The 16,104-nt window shown below is 61.3% G+C and carries 12 protein-coding genes and 1 pseudogene; 2 read left to right on the top strand and 11 right to left on the bottom strand.

Going from position 1 to position 16,104, the window contains the following annotated elements; all coding sequences use genetic code 11:
* Window positions 1-449: 449 nt before the first annotated feature.
* Entirely contained in the window at window positions 450-1,589 is a 1,140-nt protein-coding gene (locus LB556_RS28975; protein ID WP_063169258.1) for a porin, read from the bottom strand.
* A 681-nt stretch (window positions 1,590-2,270) separates the two neighbouring features.
* Between LB556_RS28975 and LB556_RS28970 the strand changes: the two genes are divergently transcribed.
* Together LB556_RS28970 and hemN are read left to right on the top strand one after the other, a co-directional pair.
* On the top strand, window positions 2,271-2,627 hold the full coding sequence (locus LB556_RS28970; protein ID WP_024505577.1) for a hypothetical protein: 357 nt from the start codon (window positions 2,271-2,273) through the stop codon (window positions 2,625-2,627).
* 464 nt (window positions 2,628-3,091) lie between these two features.
* Window positions 3,092-4,418, top strand: a pseudogene (gene hemN, locus LB556_RS28965) (oxygen-independent coproporphyrinogen III oxidase).
* A 234-nt stretch (window positions 4,419-4,652) separates the two neighbouring features.
* On the opposite strand, the gene LB556_RS28960 reads toward hemN, so the two are convergent.
* The 10 genes from LB556_RS28960 to LB556_RS28915 all read right to left on the bottom strand — a co-directional run bounded on the left by LB556_RS28960 (window position 4,653) and on the right by LB556_RS28915 (window position 16,046).
* Window positions 4,653-6,296, bottom strand: a complete 1,644-nt coding sequence (locus LB556_RS28960; protein WP_063169257.1) for an MFS transporter — start codon at window positions 6,294-6,296, stop codon at window positions 4,653-4,655.
* Between the two features lie 173 nt (window positions 6,297-6,469).
* On the bottom strand, window positions 6,470-7,453 hold the full coding sequence (locus LB556_RS28955) for a beta-ketoacyl-ACP synthase III (protein WP_063169256.1): 984 nt from the start codon (window positions 7,451-7,453) through the stop codon (window positions 6,470-6,472).
* Window positions 7,450-8,715, bottom strand: a complete 1,266-nt coding sequence (locus LB556_RS28950) for an adenosylmethionine--8-amino-7-oxononanoate transaminase (protein ID WP_063169255.1) — start codon at window positions 8,713-8,715, stop codon at window positions 7,450-7,452. Before LB556_RS28950 ends, LB556_RS28955 begins: the two co-directional genes overlap by 4 nt.
* Window positions 8,715-9,350, bottom strand: coding sequence for a dethiobiotin synthase (bioD, locus tag LB556_RS28945; RefSeq protein WP_063169254.1), 636 nt, complete (start codon window positions 9,348-9,350; stop codon window positions 8,715-8,717). Before bioD ends, LB556_RS28950 begins: the two co-directional genes overlap by 1 nt.
* Complete coding sequence (locus LB556_RS28940) at window positions 9,347-10,486, bottom strand: 8-amino-7-oxononanoate synthase (RefSeq protein ID WP_024505572.1); 1,140 nt, start codon at window positions 10,484-10,486, stop codon at window positions 9,347-9,349. The genes bioD and LB556_RS28940 overlap by 4 nt, the downstream gene beginning before the upstream one ends.
* Window positions 10,483-11,451, bottom strand: coding sequence for a biotin synthase BioB (bioB, locus tag LB556_RS28935; protein ID WP_224570943.1), 969 nt, complete (start codon window positions 11,449-11,451; stop codon window positions 10,483-10,485). Before bioB ends, LB556_RS28940 begins: the two co-directional genes overlap by 4 nt.
* 174 nt (window positions 11,452-11,625) lie before the next feature.
* Window positions 11,626-12,507: a carboxylating nicotinate-nucleotide diphosphorylase gene (nadC, locus tag LB556_RS28930; protein WP_063169252.1), complete on the bottom strand. Its 882-nt coding sequence runs from the start codon at window positions 12,505-12,507 to the stop codon at window positions 11,626-11,628.
* 1 nt (window position 12,508) lies between these two features.
* Window positions 12,509-14,050 carry an L-aspartate oxidase gene (locus LB556_RS28925; protein ID WP_063169251.1) on the bottom strand — a complete coding sequence of 514 codons (1,542 nt, stop codon included), beginning with the start codon at window positions 14,048-14,050 and terminating at the stop codon, window positions 12,509-12,511.
* Complete coding sequence (gene nadA, locus LB556_RS28920) at window positions 14,047-15,021, bottom strand: quinolinate synthase NadA (protein ID WP_063169250.1); 975 nt, start codon at window positions 15,019-15,021, stop codon at window positions 14,047-14,049. The genes LB556_RS28925 and nadA overlap by 4 nt, the downstream gene beginning before the upstream one ends.
* Before the next feature lie 62 nt (window positions 15,022-15,083).
* Window positions 15,084-16,046, bottom strand: a complete 963-nt coding sequence (locus LB556_RS28915) for an NUDIX hydrolase (RefSeq protein ID WP_024505567.1) — start codon at window positions 16,044-16,046, stop codon at window positions 15,084-15,086.
* Between the last annotated feature and the right edge of the window lie 58 nt (window positions 16,047-16,104).

Raw genomic sequence — 16,104 nt, 5'->3', positions numbered from 1 at the left:
GATGGATGCTGAAGCGTGGTAACTCCAGTCTCCTCGGTCCGGTCCGAATGGACAACCTCTCGAAAGCTCACACCTAGGATGGGTGCTGCCACGCGGCTCGGACTCAGCGTGCATTATCACGTAAATGTTGAGAGAATGAATGGCGCCGCGAAGGGCAATTCCAGCCGTCCAAAGCGACAGGCGTGTCGCGGCCTCGACATTGCAGTGGCGCTTACCTAACACGGCCTCACACTGCCCTCTAAACGGCCCCGAATTTGAACTGACGGCCCCTGGCCGGTTCATCGGGCAGGTCAAGGGCTAGGTGTAGTACACAGGGCTCATAACTTTCAGTTTCTAGTTGGTACGATGGGCCGTGGACGGTCGATGCAGACTTCAAGATGGCGAACGAAGCTCTCCATGCGTGCGTTGTCGAGGCAAGTGCCTTTGCCATGCTCGCGACTGGAGAGATTTCAAAATGAGCCTTGTAAGCGGAGAATGCCGCCGACGCTGTTCGGCTTGCTCGTGCCCTTGACGGCGGTAGGCTCGGCAGGGCCGAGGCCAGAGTTGCCGTAGTGGTCGTAATCGACCTCGGCTGTGACCGTGAAGCCGGGAACGACCATGTAGGCGACGTTTGCAGCCACACCAGCATCCTTGAGCTGATCACCCGAGACCTGAAGGTTGAACGAAGTTTTCTCGTCAAACTCGTAGGTGGCGCCCGCCCAGAAAGCCCACTGGCCGTTCCAGATTTTGTACGAGCCGCGCCCATGATTGGCAATTGCGCCGTTTGAGTCCTCGTTGAGACTGGCATTGGAACCGTAGCCGAAGAGTCCAAACAGCGACAGCTGGTTTGTGACAGCGACGTCGACGCGGATCTTGCCGGCAAAAGCTTCGTAATTGCTGTCATAAGCCGCGACGCCGATGATCGAGCCCCAGCCTTGCGTGTATTTCAAGCCGGCGACAACGTGCGGAATATAGCTGTCGATAGTACCGGCTGAGCCCGATCCTTGTTCGAGCGAAATCACAGTCGAAATGCCGTTGCCGGCGTCGAAGTGGTACTGAGCCACGTTGGTGTCGAAGCCGGCCGACGGAACGAGCATACTATCGAGAACGTTGCCAGCGTAGCTTGCAAACGTATCGAAGGCCGACCCCTCCTTGCCAACTCGCAGGCCTCCCAGCTCGACCCAGGCAGAAGCCAGTGCGAGGCCGCTGTTGAAATCATAGTTCTGAGGACTGTCATGCGAGTTAGCGCTGTTGCCAAAATTCACCTGGGTTTCGGTATAGGTCGTCAACGCGCCGAGCTCGGTCTGCTGGCCGGTCCAAGTTTTGAACGTGAAGCGTGTGCTGTTTCGCCAAGTGCCTTGGTCCTCGCCAGTTCTCACGTCCGAGGTTCTTGCGCTGTCATACGATCGGACGTCACCCAGGCCGATATCGTAACGGACATAGCCGCCGATGCGCAGGCAGGTCTCGGTGTTGGGAATATAGGAATATCCCGAGCCGAGGACGTCGCAGATCTTGATGTACTCGGCCGGTTCCCGCTCGGCGCCAGCTGCTCGACCGACGGAAATGGTCATCAGAGCAGTTAAGCCGAGAAGAGGACTCTTGATGTACATGTCTAGATCTCCATGAAGGAATAAAAAGGATAGAGGCGAAAGAGCAAGCTTTTCCTCTAAATTTTGTGCGTGTTGTCTCCAATATGTGGACGCCAAAGCGCTTGACACGAGAGGTGAGCCAGCGTAAAAGCCACATGTACTTATAATAGTGTTTTCTGCTAGGAGATTCATTATCGTTTACATGTGAAACACTCCGGTCGGACCGCTGCAGCTCTCCGAATAGAGCAGCAAGCGACATGCCAACCTGAAGCGTAGATGCGGCCGACACCAAAATCGGGCCGACGCGCCTTCGTCTCGCTGGAATCACTTTTTTTGAGGGTCACTGCGAAAAGAAATGTGCGACACGGTTCGCCATGTTCGATATGTGACAGTCTCGTTTAACAGCGACGGCTTCCCGTCTGACCGCAACGGAGGCCGCGCCATCCGCTACCGAGAAGGATCACTGCGCGTACGCTCCGCAAGGGCTGCGCCAGGAACAGAGGGCGTGCACGTCCGAGGCGTCGCATGGTGGCCGCAGCACCTTTTCGCCGCTGTAAGTTCGCCGTGCAGGTACATTGCGCGGCCGGAAGCGAGAGGGAGCGCACCCTGAAACGGCTGCCTACGGCTCGCCTCGAGTAATTGGCGATGAACAGTATTCTCGAGAACTTAGTCTCGACGGAAAGAGCAACGAAAGGAAGCCGCTTGGACGAGCACGATCCGAAGGAAGAACCGATCGAGACCATTTTCCGCAACGGCACAATCACTGCCGTGGGTATCCTGCTTGCCTTTTCCCTCGGCTTCCTCACTCATTGGGCCGCGAACCCCTTGCCATGGCAACTCTACGATCTGTTCGCCGTAGTGCCGATCCTGCTCGGCATCGCACTGCAGATGAGAGCGCTGTCCATGCTGCTCGACATGAGTTCCTTGCGGCGCCCCATCTACGAACGCGCCAATCGCATTTTCATGGTCGGCCTCATCCAGACCGCGTGTGGCGTCGGCATGGCCATCTTGGTCGATCTTTTCGGGATATCGGTAGGGGGCACGCTGCCCGGCGCTTGACGACAAGCCACACCGCTCTTCGCTCGAAGCGACGTCAAGCCGGGGAACCTTGTGCACCCCCTAGCGGCGTCCTCCTTTCATCAAATGAGCCGACGTCAGCTTTAGAGCGTCTCGGTGGCTAAAGCCGGTATGGTTTTTCGGCCGGCAGGGAAGGCCGCTGGCTGGACCTGGATGGCGTCTGAACGAGGCTTGACAGGTCCGTTGCGTCGGACATGAATTTCGCATTGCAAAGTTCTTCCGCAGACGCCTCAAGCACACTGCACTGGCGTCACGTACTCAGACGTTGAATGCGGCACCGCACCATCACCTCAGGCGCAACCATGGCACGCGCGCTCCCCGGCGTGGTTGACCCCATCCTGTCCAAACGAGACTGCGACATAAGCGGGACGCACTGACTTAGGTCAGAGACCAGGACGAGCGCGCAACGAAAGAATGATGGATGAGCGACGTGGGATGACAGCTCCTTGCACACCTCAATCCTGACAAAGTACCGGGACCCCCGGCCGCCTTGGTATACCATCTATCCGACTGTGCCAGACTTCTCTGCGGCAGTTGGTGCTGACGATTATGAGGAATGGCTGGGGGGCCTCCCGGCCGACGAATCGGTGTCGCTCTATTTCCACATTCCGTTTTGCCGATCCATGTGCTGGTATTGCGGCTTCCCTACCGCGGTCATCCGTCGCAACGGCCCGATCCTTAATTATTTAGCGGTGCTGCGTCAGGAGATCAGTTTGGTGTCGGAGCAAGTGCGGCAAGGGCTGCCGGTGAGCGATGTGCATTTCGGCGGCGGAACGCCTCACCTTATCGGGCCAGCCGAGCACTTGGCGCTGATGGAATTTCTACGCCGCCACTTCGCTTTCAGCAAAACTGCTGCGATCGCCGTGGAGATCGATCCCCGAACGTTCACACCGGAAATGGCCGAAGCCCTGGCAGCTAACGGTGTCAACCGCGCGAGCATCGGATGCAGAGCTTTGATCCCGATGTGCAAAGGCGATCAATCGGATCCAGAGTAAGGTGCAGACGGCCGCTGCAGTCCAAAATCTCCGCCGGCATGGCGTTGGCCATATCAACTTCGACCTCATCTTCGGTCTACCGAAACAGACTGTGCAGTCCTGCATCCAGACCGCGATGGCTGCGGTCGCCATGCGCCCCAACCGGCTTGCGGTGTTCGGATACGCGCATATTCCTTCCGTGATAAAGAATCAGCGCCTAATCGAGCAGGCAGGTCTACCGGACGGCGATCTTCGCGCCGAACAGGCTGCAACTGTCGCCGAGACACTGGTTGGCGCTGGCTACCGGGAGATCGGGCTCGATCATTTCGCTCCGCCGGACGACGAACTTGCGCTAGCGCCAGAAGACCGGGCGCCTACGGCGTAATTCGCTGGGATACTCGGCCGATACTTGCAAAACGTGATCGGCTTCGGCGCGTCGGCTATTGGCCGAGTCCGCGAGGGGTATGTTCAGAACGAAGTAACACGGGATTCTTACGCCCGGCACATCGCAAGTGGACGTCTGGCGACATCAAAGGGTCACCGTCTGACCGACGATGACCGGGTGCGCGCAGCGATCATCGAGCGACTGATGTGCGATTTGGAGGCCGACGTGCCGACCATCTGTGCCGCCCACGAAATCGAACCAGCTCGTTTTCTCGATTCAGTTGAGAGTTTGGTGACGCTGGCTGAGGAGGGGATCCTGGACGTCGAAAACGGCTTCATCCGCGTGCGGCCGGAGCACCGCTTTGTTGTTCGCGCCGTTGCTGCTGCATTCGATGCTTTTCTCGCGAATCGATGAGTTGAGGCCACGACGCCGAAAGGCATCAGACCTTGTTTGGCGCTCGTCGGCATGGGCTCTCGCAGAAGACTCCGCAAGCGTATGCAGGGGACTTCCACTTGACGCCGCGTTCACCATCATCTCGCCTGGGTGCGCGCGAAAGCGCACAACCCGGAGCACGCTGCTCTCGGTGTGAGGCTGTGCTCTGCAAAGCACCGGTGATCCACCCTGTCCCTGGACAGCAGCTTGATGGCGTCATCTTGGAGGACGAGAAAAGATTGTCGAGGTACGGGTACGAATTGCCTCGGTCGTCCGTTCAATCGAAAGCACTGTCTGCGGAGGCACCTCTCCTTCATGCAGTGACAGGAGATGCTGGGCGACTTCCTTATCTGCTGCGGTGAGTCGATGATTTAGGCGGAGAAAGTCCATCCAGGTGGGGGTGCGGAATGTCTCCGTCCAAAGTGACGGTGTTTGCAGATTTCGCTGGAGCGTCCAGTTTCGTGCACCGGCACGGCTCTGGACGTGTCGCCGCGTGCGCATGGAGCCCAGAAAGGCCTCGATATTTTCCTCCGATATCAAATACTCGACCTTGGCCACGATAGGGCCACTTCTGGGTTTCAGATCGAGAGCCACGTCCGGCGGATGAAAAACTGAACTTTCTTGATCGGTTTCTTCCCAGGGACGGACCGGCAACACGATCCCCGCTGCTGCAACCAGCAACAGAGCGCCTGCGGCGCCCTCCAATGCTGAGGTCAAGGAATAGTTTTGCGCGACAGAACCCCAGATCCAGCTGCCAGCAGCCATACCGCCTGCGCTCAAGGCGTAGTAAATGGAGAGCGTGCGGCCTACAACCCACCTTGGGCTTGCCAACTGCACCGACACGTCAATGCCCGTCCAGGTGATAAGCCAACCCGCTCCGCCGAGCGCCAGCGAAATGGCCGCCACAGGAAGCGACGATGTAAGGGCAAGGGAGAGGCAACAGACTGCACAAGCCACAGAGGCGAAGGCCACCAGCCTGTTTTGAGACGTGACCTTCCTCAAGAAGCCGTTGCCCATACCCGCGATGAAAGCACCCATGCCGAAGCCGGCCAATAAGATACCGTAGACAATTGGCCCACTCTTCAACTGATCCCGGACGACGAGGGGGAGCAACGCCAGAATGGAGATGCTTGCCAACCCGAAAAGAGCGGCTCGGGCGGTCGCTGCCCTGATCTCCAAAGACATCGCCGTAAAGCGCACTCCGTCATGAATTGCCGTCGTCATTCTCTCACGAGGGAGAGGCGAAGAGCGGACCTCCCATTTGGTGCGCCATATCGCGCTTATGGGCGCCAGATCACTCACCGCAGCCAAGGCGAAAGCGGCCAGCGGCCCAAAGACGGCCAGGATCACGCCCCCCAAGGCTGGACCAACGCTGCGCACAATGTTGTATCCGACGGACATAAGCGTCACTGCGGCCGGAATGTCGCGTTTGTGAAGGATATCGCCGACCGAAGCGTGCCAAGCCGGATCATTCAAGGCAAAGCCGCAGCCGGCCAGGAAACCTAACCCGAGAATCAGCCAAGGACTGACAAATCCCAGACCCACAGAAATCATCAGCGTCGTCGACGCCGATGCTATCAGGCAGTGTCCCGCAAACATCACCCACCGGCGGCTGAAGTTGTCGGCAATGGCTCCGGCGAAAACTGAGAGGAAGAACACCGGCAATGTGGATGCGGCCTGGACGAGTGCCACCATGAGGTCGGACGCTGAAATCGTTGCCATAAGCCAACTGATGGCGACCGTTTGCACTAGCCAACCGAGGCTGGAAATCTGGGTGGCCGCCCAAATTGAGCGAAACACCTTGTTTCGAAATGGGGCGAGCGTCTTTGAAACGGGCGGTTGGGGATTTTCGCTCTGCATGAGGTATTGCTGGCCTTCGATGAGCGCTGCGATTTGAGCAAGCGGGTCGATACTTAGACATCGCGGAGCACCGCACGGACCCCAGCTCTATGGAGCTTGCCGGCGACTATTTGCGTATTGAGCCATTCTCATAGTCTCATTCATGAGCAGTCCTGTGCGCAAGCATTGCTTTGCTAAATTCCCACCACAAGCGCGCCGCCGCTGAGACCCGCACCCGCTGCCGCCAAGAGGACTTTCTCGCCAGGCCGAAACGGCTGCGCCCGATGGGCCAGCGACAATGAGAGCGGGATCGTCGCGGCGGAAGAGTTGCCATATTCGGCGATCGTCTTGACGATCGAGTGATCAGCGATGCCGAGGTTCCTGCCGACCGCGTCGAAAATGCGCGCATTGGCCTGATGCGGCACGAAACGATCGAGGTCTTGCGGCCTCAGTCGGGCAGCAGTGAGCGCATCTCTCGAGCAGGCGGTCATCATCTCCACGGCCTTGCTGAATACTTCACGGCCGTCAGTGATCGTCATCCGTGTCTGCGCGAGGTCGAGGTCGGCATGGAACGGAGTGTTGCTTCCCCCGGCGGGAATCTGGATTAGCCCGTAGCGCGAGCCGTCGGAATCCACCGAAGCGCCGAGAATGCCTCGATCCGGGTCATCGCAAGGACTGATCACCATGGCGCCGGCGGCATCGGCAAACAGCACGGCGCTGGCGCGCTCGGCCAAATTGATGCGGTGGCTGAGGATGTTGGCGGCGATGACAAGGCTCGCTTTGCCGTGCAGGCGGGTGAACCCGTCGGCGAACATCAGCGCATAGATGAAGCCGGCGCAGGCGCCGGTCAGGTCGATCGCTCCGGCGCGGCCTAGCCCCAGCCGATGTGCGACCAGCGGCGCGCTTGGCGGCAGAAGGTGATCGGGCGTCGACGTGGCGAGCAAGAGTAGACCGACGTCGCCGCGGTCGATACCGGCATTGGTCAGCGCCATGTCGCCGGCAGAGGCGGCAAGGCCCGACAGCGTGTCTTCGTCTGTTGCCCAGAAGCGCGAGCGAATTCCGGTGCGCCGCTCGATCCAGCCGGGCTCAAGCCCGAGCCGGTCTTCGATTTCCGGGTTCTCGACCTTGCGCGTCGGCGCATGATGGCCGAAGCCGAGAACGCGCGACGATAGGTTCATGGCCGCGAGCCGAAGCGTTCGCCGGCCTCCTCTATCGCGTCATAGAGCCCGTCCAATTCGTCGCTGGTGATGCAATAGGGCGGCAGAAGATAGAGGACATTGCCGAGCGGGCGCACCAACAGGCCGCGCTCAAGGAAAAAAGCGCGCAGTTTTGGCCCGATCTCGGCCAGATAACCGGCTGAGCCGGTGCGTAGGTCGAGTGCCGCGATGGTGCCGGTTGTCCGGCAGTCGGTGAAATATGGATTGTCCCGGAAGCGTTGCAGCCCCGCGGCCTGCCTCGCGCTCAAGACCGCGATCCGCTCGGCCACCGGCTCGTCACGCCAGATCTCGACATTGGCAAGTGCTGCCGCGCAGGCGATCGGATTGGCGGTGTAGGAGCTCGAATGGAAAAACGTCTTCTTGCGATCCTCCGAAAAGTGAGCGTGGAAGATGGCATCGGTGGCGATCGTGGCGGCCAGCGGGATGGTACCACCGGTCAGACCTTTCGAGGTGCACAAGATGTCGGGCGAGACGGACGCCTGTTCGCAGGCAAACATGGTTCCGGTGCGCCCCCAGCCGGTCATCACTTCATCGGCGATCACGAGCGTGCCGGAGGCTTCGGCGATCCTCTTCAATTCGGCAAGAACCCAGGCCGGATACATCAGCATGCCGCCGGCGCCAAGCACCAGCGGCTCGACGATCAGCGCGGCTGCGCGCCGGTCGCGGCTAACGGCCTCGAACCGATCCAGCGTTTCCTGCTCGCGCCCGGCGGCCGGGAAGGGGATGGTGTCGACCTCGAACAGCAAAGGCTCATAGGCGGCGTTGAAGACGCCACGGGCGCCGACGCTCATCGTGCCGATGGTGTCGCCATGATAGCTGTGCTCCATGACGGCGATGCGCGAACGCGACGCGCCGATGTTACGGAAATAGCCGAGCGCCATCTTCAGCGCGACTTCGACTGAGGTCGAGCCACTGTCGGAATAGAACACCCGGTGGAGGCCGGCGGGTGCGATGCCTACAAGCGCCTCGGCCAGCCGTTCGGCCGGCTCGTGGGTGAAGCCCGCGAAGATGATCTGGTCGAGGCTCGAGGCGGTCGTCTCGATGGCCTTCATGATGCGGGGGTGGCGATGGCCATGGGTGACGACCCACCAGGAAGAAATCGCATCGAGGATGCGGAAGCCGTCGGCCTTGTGGAGATAGGCGCCTTCAGTCAGCACGATTTCAGGGAGCGAGGGCTCTAGCGCGTGCTGCGTGAACGGATGCCAGACTCGAGACTCCGCCATCAGTCGCCTCCGGCAATCATGGCCAGGTCGAAGCCGGAAATCATTGCATCTCTCAACGTTTCACCCGTCAGCGGACCGAGGTGCGGCAGCCTGCCCAGCTGCGGCACGCCGCCGAATTCCACGATTGTCCTTTGTGTATCGGCCACCTCTTCGCCAATGAAGGCAATGCCGATGAGCGGGATGGAGCGGGCTCTCAGGGCCTCGATCGACAACAGCGTATGATTGATGGTGCCAAGCGCGGTGCGGGCGCACAGTATGACCGGCAGCCGCCATTGTTCGAATATGTCAATGAACCTTGTCTGTCGATTGAGCGGCACCATCAGCCCGCCGGCGCCTTCGATGACGAGCGGTGTCGGCAGGACCGGAAATGAAAGATCGTCGGCCTCGATCGCGACGCCGTCGATTTCGGCTGATCGATGCGGCGACAGCGGCATCGTCAGTCGATAGACTTCGGGCAGCACGCGTCCGTCGGGCAAGCCGGAAAGCCGGGCGACGACCTCGCTGTCGGTCTCCTCGTTGAGGCCCGATTGCACCGGCTTCCAGTAGAAGCCGTCGAGCAGCCCGGCAAGTCCGGCCGAAAACACTGTCTTGCCAATTCCAGTGTCTGTTCCGGTGACGACGATGCGTTTGGTCATGCTGTGGCCAACACTCCGACGAGAGCCTCGACCATGGCGGAAATGTCGGCTTCGTCGACGTTGAGAGTCAGCGAAATGCGCAGGCGCGACGTACCCTCAGGCACTGTCGGCGGGCGAATGCCGCGTATGTCGAAGCCGCGTGCCTGCAGTCCTGCCGCCACCGCCATGGTGCGGCTGTTATCGCCGATCACAAGCGGCTGGATCTGCGAGCCGCTGGGCATCACGCCGCAGCGTTCGGCCAATTGCCGGCTCGCGAAAGCGACACGCTCGTGCAACTGAGCACGACGCATAGGCTCGTCAGACAGAATAGTCAGCGCCTCACGTGCCGCGACTGCCATCAGCGGCGATGGTGCGGTCGCATAGATGAATGGCCGGCACCGGTTGATAAGATAGTCGCACAGTGTTCGCGGTCCGGTAACGAGCGCGCCGGATGCGCCAAGCGCCTTGCCGCATGTGTGGAGCGTGACGATGTTGTCGCGGCCTTCATACGCGGCGGCCAGTCCCCGGCCGTCCGGTCCCCAGACGCCGGTGGCATGCGCTTCATCGACGACGATGAATGCCTGGTACCGATCAGCCAGCGCGACCAGGCTCTCCATCGGCGCACGGTCGCCATCCATGCTGTAAAGGCTTTCGAAGGCGATCCACACCCGCCCCATGCCGCCTTCGGCGCGCCAGCGGGTGATTGCGTCCTCGACAGCGTCGACGTCGTTGTGCGCGGCCAGCTTGAACTCAGCGCGCCCGGCCTGGGCACCCTCATGCATGCTGGCATGAGCGAGCTCGTCGAGGACCAGCAGGTCGCCTTTCTGCGGCAGGGCCGTCAGCAGAGCGAAGTTGGCGATATAGCCGCTGCCGAAGAACAGTGCACGCTCGGCTCCGAAAAATGCCGCTGCGTCCGCCTCCAGTTGCTCATGTTCCGGTGCATTGCCGCGCAACAGCCGCGATCCGGTGGCGCCCACTGGCGTGCCCCGCGCAATCGCCGTCGAAACCGCATCGCCCAGTCTTTTGGAGGCGGCAAGTCCGATATAGTCGTTCGACGAGAAGTCGAGCCCGGCGCGCGGTGCGAGCGTCCGCAACCGGTCCTTGCGCCCCAGTCCCCGCAAGGTTGCGTCATAGCGGGCAAGAATTGCCTCCTTCATTGCGTGGCGAGTTCCATAGGCTCAATGCCGAGGCGCCGGAACAGAAGGGTATCCTTGTCCTCGCCGGGATTTCCCGCCGTCAGCAGCGTGTCGCCGACAAAGATCGAATTGGCGCCGGCAAAGAAGCACAGCGCCTGCGTTTCGTCGCTCATCGCCGTCCTGCCGGCGGACAGCCTTACATAGGATTTCGGCATCATCACCCGCGCGAGCGCAACGATGCGGACGAAATCGATCGGATCGATGGCGTCGGCCGCGGCAAGCGGCGTGCCTTCGATGGGAATAAGCATGTTGATCGGCACGCTTTCCGGCGGCTCGGGCAGGTTCGCGAGCGTGACCAGCATGTCGATGCGATCGGTCTTTTCTTCTCCCATCCCGACAATGCCGCCGCAGCAGACTTTCATCCCAACCGCGCGCACGTGCCCAAGCGTTTTCAGCCGGTCGGCAAAAGTCCTGGTTGAAATAACCTCGCCATAGTAGCGCTCAGAGGTATCGATGTTGTGGTTATAGTAGTCGAGACCGGCCTGCTTCAGGCGAGCAGCTTGCTCAAGATCGAGCATGCCGAGCGTCATGCAGGTCTCCATGCCGAGGGCCTTGACGCCCTCAATCATGGCGACCACAACGTCCATGTCGCGCTCCTTGGGACTTCGCCACGCCGCGCCCATGCAATAGCGCGTTGCGCCGCCATCACGCGCCTTGGCCGCTTCGTCGATGACATGCTTGACGTCCACCAGCTTCGACGCCTTCACACCGGTTTCGTAATGCGCAGACTGGCTGCAATAGCCGCAATCTTCGGGGCACCCGCCGGTCTTGATGCTAAGGAGCCGCGACAGCTGCACTCGGTTTCGATCGAAGTTCTGGCGGTGGATCGTCTGAGCCAGGAACAGCAGATCGTTGAATGGCATGCCGTAGATGGCCTCGGCCTCTTTGCGGTTCCATCGCGGAGGCGTTCCGTCGACCGATTGCATGGTCTGGTTCACGTCGAACTCCGAGTTCATTCCAATCGTCATCGTCAAACCTTTGTTTGCTAGTCCGGTACGCCTTCTTGGCTTTGGGGCGCACTCGCTAAAGGCGAGCTGCGGCACGTCTTTCCAGCACCTCCTACGCCTGCCGAGCTGATGTTGCTCCTCACGCCGTAATCCTCAGTTCAAGTGCTTGCAGATGTTCTGGTGGTCCGGCATGTCCAGGCCGATGTCGAGGATCGGGGCGCTGTGCGTCAGCCAACCCATGGAGATGAGATCGACACCGGTCGCCGCAATCGCCGCCGCCGTTTTCGGCATCACCCGACCGGACGCCTCGGTGATCGTACGGCCATCCACTATAGAAACCGCGCGGGCAAGATCCTCGACCGACATATTGTCGAGCAGCACCGCGTCAACACCAATCGCGAGCGCTGCATCGAGCTGCTTCAGCGTGTCGACCTCGACCTCGACCTTCACCATATGCCCTGCTGCGGCGCGCGCCCGCTCTATTGCTGTGCGCATATCGCCGGCGATCGCGATGTGGTTGTCCTTTATGAGCACGCCGTCATCGAGGCCGAACCGGTGATTGGCACCGCCGCCGACGCGCACGGCGTATTTCTCCAATGCCCGCAGCCCGGGCGTCGTCTTTCGCGTCGATACAATCCTCGCCTTGTGACCGCGCACGGCCTCAACCATGGCCGCTGTGGCAGTGGCAATGCCGCTCAGCCGGCATAAGAAATTGAGGGCCGTGCGTTCGGCCGTGAGCAGGCCTCGTGCGGGTCCGGACAATCTTGCAATGGTTTCCCCGGCCCCAACCTCGCTGCCATCAGGGCGCCAGATCTGGATGTTGATCGCCGGTTCCACGAGAAGGAAGGCATACGAGACCAGATCGAGCCCGGCAACGACGCCCGCCTGCCTCGCTTTGAGCACCAACGTGGCAGTGCAATCATACGGGATAACCGCATCGGTGGTCAGGTCGCCGGATCTGCCCAGGTCTTCGAGGAGCGCAACGCGCACAATCGGTTCGATCAGGGTCGCGGGGAGGGGGGAGAATGAAGTCATATCAAGTGCTCCGTATGGTAGCCCGGCAATCGAGTGCGGCCGCGGCCCGCATTGCGCTGTGCAGTGTCAGCCGTGATGGGCGCACGTTGGCATCGTGGAGCGGGAAATCGGACCGACAGTGCGCGCCTCGACTCTCTTCCCGCCTCAGGGCCGCCGCGGCGATCATCAGTGAGACCAAAGCCGGACCAGAGGCAGCGACACTATTGGCTGCGATCGGCAGCAGGGTCGCCACCGCTTCGCGCATTGCCTCGCCGTCGCGGATGATACCCAGGGCGGCGGAGACAATCGGGCGGACCACGGAAGCGTCTGGTCGTGGAGGGACGAATGTGGAGCATCTGCGCGGTCGCCGGGTATACGACGTGCCGGCAACGCTTTCGGCAACCCAGCTCGCGGTGACCGCCGCTTCGGTGAGCGAGTTGCTGGCCAGGCGGTTGGCGCCGTGCAGGCCGGTACAGGCCACCTCACCGCAGGCCCACAATCCCTCGATGGAGCTGCGGCCGGCGCTGTCTACGGCGACGCCGCCCATGTGATAATGTGCCGCCGGGCGCACCGGGATCAGGTCGGTCGCTGGGTCGATTCCTGCGCTCCGGCACAATTCGGCGATGCCTGGAAAACGCTTGCCAAATCTCGGGCCGAGACTTTGCCGTGCGTCCAGGAATACGCGGCGTCCAACGGCAAGCTGGTGCCAAATGGCGCGCGCTACGACGTCGCGAGGCGCAAGTTCACCGCCAGGTGTGTCGGCGAGGAAGCGCTCTCCTCGCTCATCGATGAGCACCGCGCCTTCGCCACGCACGGCTTCGCTCACCAGCGGCATCGGCCGGCGCGGACCGTCGAGCGCAGTTGGATGGAACTGTATGAATTCCAAGTCGGCGAGTTCCGCCCCCGCCCATGCGGCGAGCGCCAGCCCGTGACCCCATGAGCCAGCGGGGTTTGTCGTGTCGCAAAACAGCCCGCCGACGCCGCCGGTCGCCAGCACCGCGCGACGCGTGGGCAGAGCGAGCGCGCCGGCTCGTCCTGCTGCGACCACGGCGATGACCGACCCGTCCTGCACGACCAGCCGGCGGACCTCCACATTTTCGATAATGGTGATCGAGGCTGTACGCCGAACCGCGGCGACGAGCGCGCGCACCAACTCGCGACCGGTGGCGTCGCCGGCTGCATGCACAATCCGCCGTCGCGAGTGTGCCGCCTCGAGCCCAAGTCGCAACGCGCGGTCAGGGTGCTGGTCGAAGTCGACGCCGAACCTTTGGATCGTCCTAATCGCTTCGGGTGCAGCTCGTACCACTCGCCGCACCGTGGCCTCATCGCAGAGTCCGTCGCCGGCAGCTATCGTGTCGCAAAGGTGAAAATCTGGGCCGTCGTCGCCCCCGAGACTTGCCGCAAGACCGCCCTGGGCAAGTTCACTGCAGGCTCCGGTTCCAAGCGGCGCGTTGGTCAAAAGCACGACCGGTTCCGGCGCCAGATGAAGCGCCGTCATCAGGCCGGCAATGCCGCCGCCGATGACGACCGGCGCCCCCGCGATTTCGCGAACCTCCAGACTCATAGGGAAAGCATGCGCTCGACCGCGCGGCGGGCGGGGCCGGCAATTTCGGGATCAATCCGGACCTCATGCCGGTTCTGCTCGAGTGCGGCGCGAATGTTGGCCAGGTTGATGCGCTTCATGTGCGGGCACAGATTGCATGGGCGAACGAACTCGACGTCGGGATGCGCGACCGCGACGTTGTCGCTCATCGAACATTCGGTCAGAAGGACGACACGCTTCGGTTTCTCACGCTCGACATAATCCGACATCGCCGCGGTCGAGCCGGAGAACTCCGCCTCCGCGACAACGTCTGGTGGGCATTCTGGATGGGCCAGCACGATGACGCCTGGATGGGCATCGCGCAGTTCCCGGATGTCTGCTGCGGTGAAGCGCTCATGCACCTCGCAATGGCCTTTCCAGGCGATGATCTCGACGTCTGTATCGGCTGCCACGTTCCTCGCCAGATATTCGTCCGGGAGCATCAGCACACGCGCCACGCCAAGCGATTCCACCACCGCCTTGGCGTTGCCGGACGTGCAGCAGATGTCGGACTCCGCTTTTACGGCGGCGGAAGTGTTGACGTAAGTAACAACGGGGACCCCCGGATACCGCAGCCGCATTAGCCGCACGTCGTTTGCCGTGATCGATTCGGCCAGCGAGCAGCCGGCGCGGAGATCCGGGATGAGCACGGTCTTGTTCGGATTGAGCAGTTTTGCCGTCTCGGCCATGAAATGAACGCCGGCAACCACGATGATGTCGGCGTCGACCGTCACCGCCTTGTGGGCCAACGCCAGGCTGTCGCCGACGATGTCTGCCACGCAATGAAAAATTTCGGGCGTCTGGTAATTGTGCGCCAGCACCACCGCATTGCGCTCACGCTTCAGCGCTAAGATGGCTTCAATATCGCCGGCGAACGCGGGCCATTCAACGGGTGGGATCACCCGCCGGACACGCTCATACAAGGACGCAGCCATAGGTAACGCCCCAGTCATTGGCGCCTCGATTATATTCGGTTTGACAATAAGGGAATATATCTACCTTGACTATAAGTATGTCAAGCCCGCGCCAGCGGTAATTTTGTCCCGGCGATAGCCCTGTCGTCGAGGACGGCATGCCGGAAGCGATAAAGCTTCGCCGGTCGGCCGCCCGTGTCGAGGGAGGTCTCCCCGGTCTCCTCAACAAGTTCCTGCTGCTCGACCAATCTCCGGAAGTTCGGCTTGTTGATCAGCCTGCCAGCCAAAGCTTCCACGGTTCGCTGCAGTTGCAGCAGCGTGAAGGAAGGCCGCATAAGCTCGAACACGACCGGCCGGTATTTGATCTTCGAACGCAGCCGCGCGATCCCGGTTGCCAGAATACGACGGTGGTCAGCGACCATTGGTTTGCCAGCCGCGGCCGCAATCGCGTCCCTGCCGCCACCGGCCTCCTCAATCAGAGCAGCTTCATAGAGCAACTCGTAGCGTTGGAGCGTGAGTTCCTCGTTCCAATGGCGGTCGTCGAAGCCGAAGGCTATCGCAGCGCGCTGCCGGCGCTCGCGTTGAGTGGTCGGCTCGCTGGCGCCGCCGGCCCACTCAATCAGGCGGGGCCGCAATCTATCGAGCAGCACAGGCGGCGTGCCGAAGCGGTGGTCCTCCCAGGGAAAATATTCGTACCAACTTTGCCAGCCGCACGCGGCCGAGTTCGTTGCCTGTTCCTTCCTGGTCAATGCGAGATAGCTGATTGAGATGACGCGCTGGTGGCGCTCAGTGCCGATGCGATCGCGATCGGCGAAGGTGTAGAGTTGCTCGATGTATCCAAGTGCATGGCCGGTCTGCTGCTCCACCCACCCCCTCAAACCCGACTGCAGTGATCGATGCTCAAGGGCAAAAGGTCCAGAAGGGAGGGTGTCCGCATGACCGACTGTGAGGACACAGGGCTCACTGTCGTTTACGGCGACCACGACGGCAGTCAGGTCCACTTTGGCTTCGTCAGCTTTGACGGCGGCTTTGCCTTTCTTGGTTCTTCTTGTCTGAGGATCCATGTTTGCGAAAGCGGGTTGGCCCAACGGAGCGCCTTAATCGATTGAATGTAACCTTGGA

The organism is Mesorhizobium sp. ES1-4, from assembly GCF_020164745.1.
Taxonomy (GTDB): Bacteria; Pseudomonadota; Alphaproteobacteria; order Rhizobiales; family Rhizobiaceae; genus Mesorhizobium.
The sequence above is the reverse complement of the archived record's forward strand: the minus strand, read 5'-3'. Positions and strand labels throughout refer to the sequence as shown.

What these genes read in the sequence shown, in the direction of transcription:
- LB556_RS28975 (WP_063169258.1), bottom strand. Translation starts at nt 1,589, where the DNA reads ATGTACATCAAGAGTCCTCTTCTCGGCTTAACTGCTCTGATGACCATT.
- LB556_RS28960 (WP_063169257.1), bottom strand. Translation starts at nt 6,296, where the DNA reads ATGCAGAGCGAAAATCCCCAACCGCCCGTTTCAAAGACGCTCGCCCCA.
- LB556_RS28955 (WP_063169256.1), bottom strand. Translation starts at nt 7,453, where the DNA reads ATGAACCTATCGTCGCGCGTTCTCGGCTTCGGCCATCATGCGCCGACG.
- LB556_RS28950 (WP_063169255.1), bottom strand. Translation starts at nt 8,715, where the DNA reads ATGGCGGAGTCTCGAGTCTGGCATCCGTTCACGCAGCACGCGCTAGAG.
- bioD (WP_063169254.1), bottom strand. Translation starts at nt 9,350, where the DNA reads ATGACCAAACGCATCGTCGTCACCGGAACAGACACTGGAATTGGCAAG.
- LB556_RS28940 (WP_024505572.1), bottom strand. Translation starts at nt 10,486, where the DNA reads ATGAAGGAGGCAATTCTTGCCCGCTATGACGCAACCTTGCGGGGACTG.
- bioB (WP_224570943.1), bottom strand. Translation starts at nt 11,451, where the DNA reads ATGCAATCGGTCGACGGAACGCCTCCGCGATGGAACCGCAAAGAGGCC.
- nadC (WP_063169252.1), bottom strand. Translation starts at nt 12,507, where the DNA reads ATGACTTCATTCTCCCCCCTCCCCGCGACCCTGATCGAACCGATTGTG.
- LB556_RS28925 (WP_063169251.1), bottom strand. Translation starts at nt 14,050, where the DNA reads ATGAGTCTGGAGGTTCGCGAAATCGCGGGGGCGCCGGTCGTCATCGGC.
- nadA (WP_063169250.1), bottom strand. Translation starts at nt 15,021, where the DNA reads ATGACTGGGGCGTTACCTATGGCTGCGTCCTTGTATGAGCGTGTCCGG.
- LB556_RS28915 (WP_024505567.1), bottom strand. Translation starts at nt 16,046, where the DNA reads ATGGATCCTCAGACAAGAAGAACCAAGAAAGGCAAAGCCGCCGTCAAA.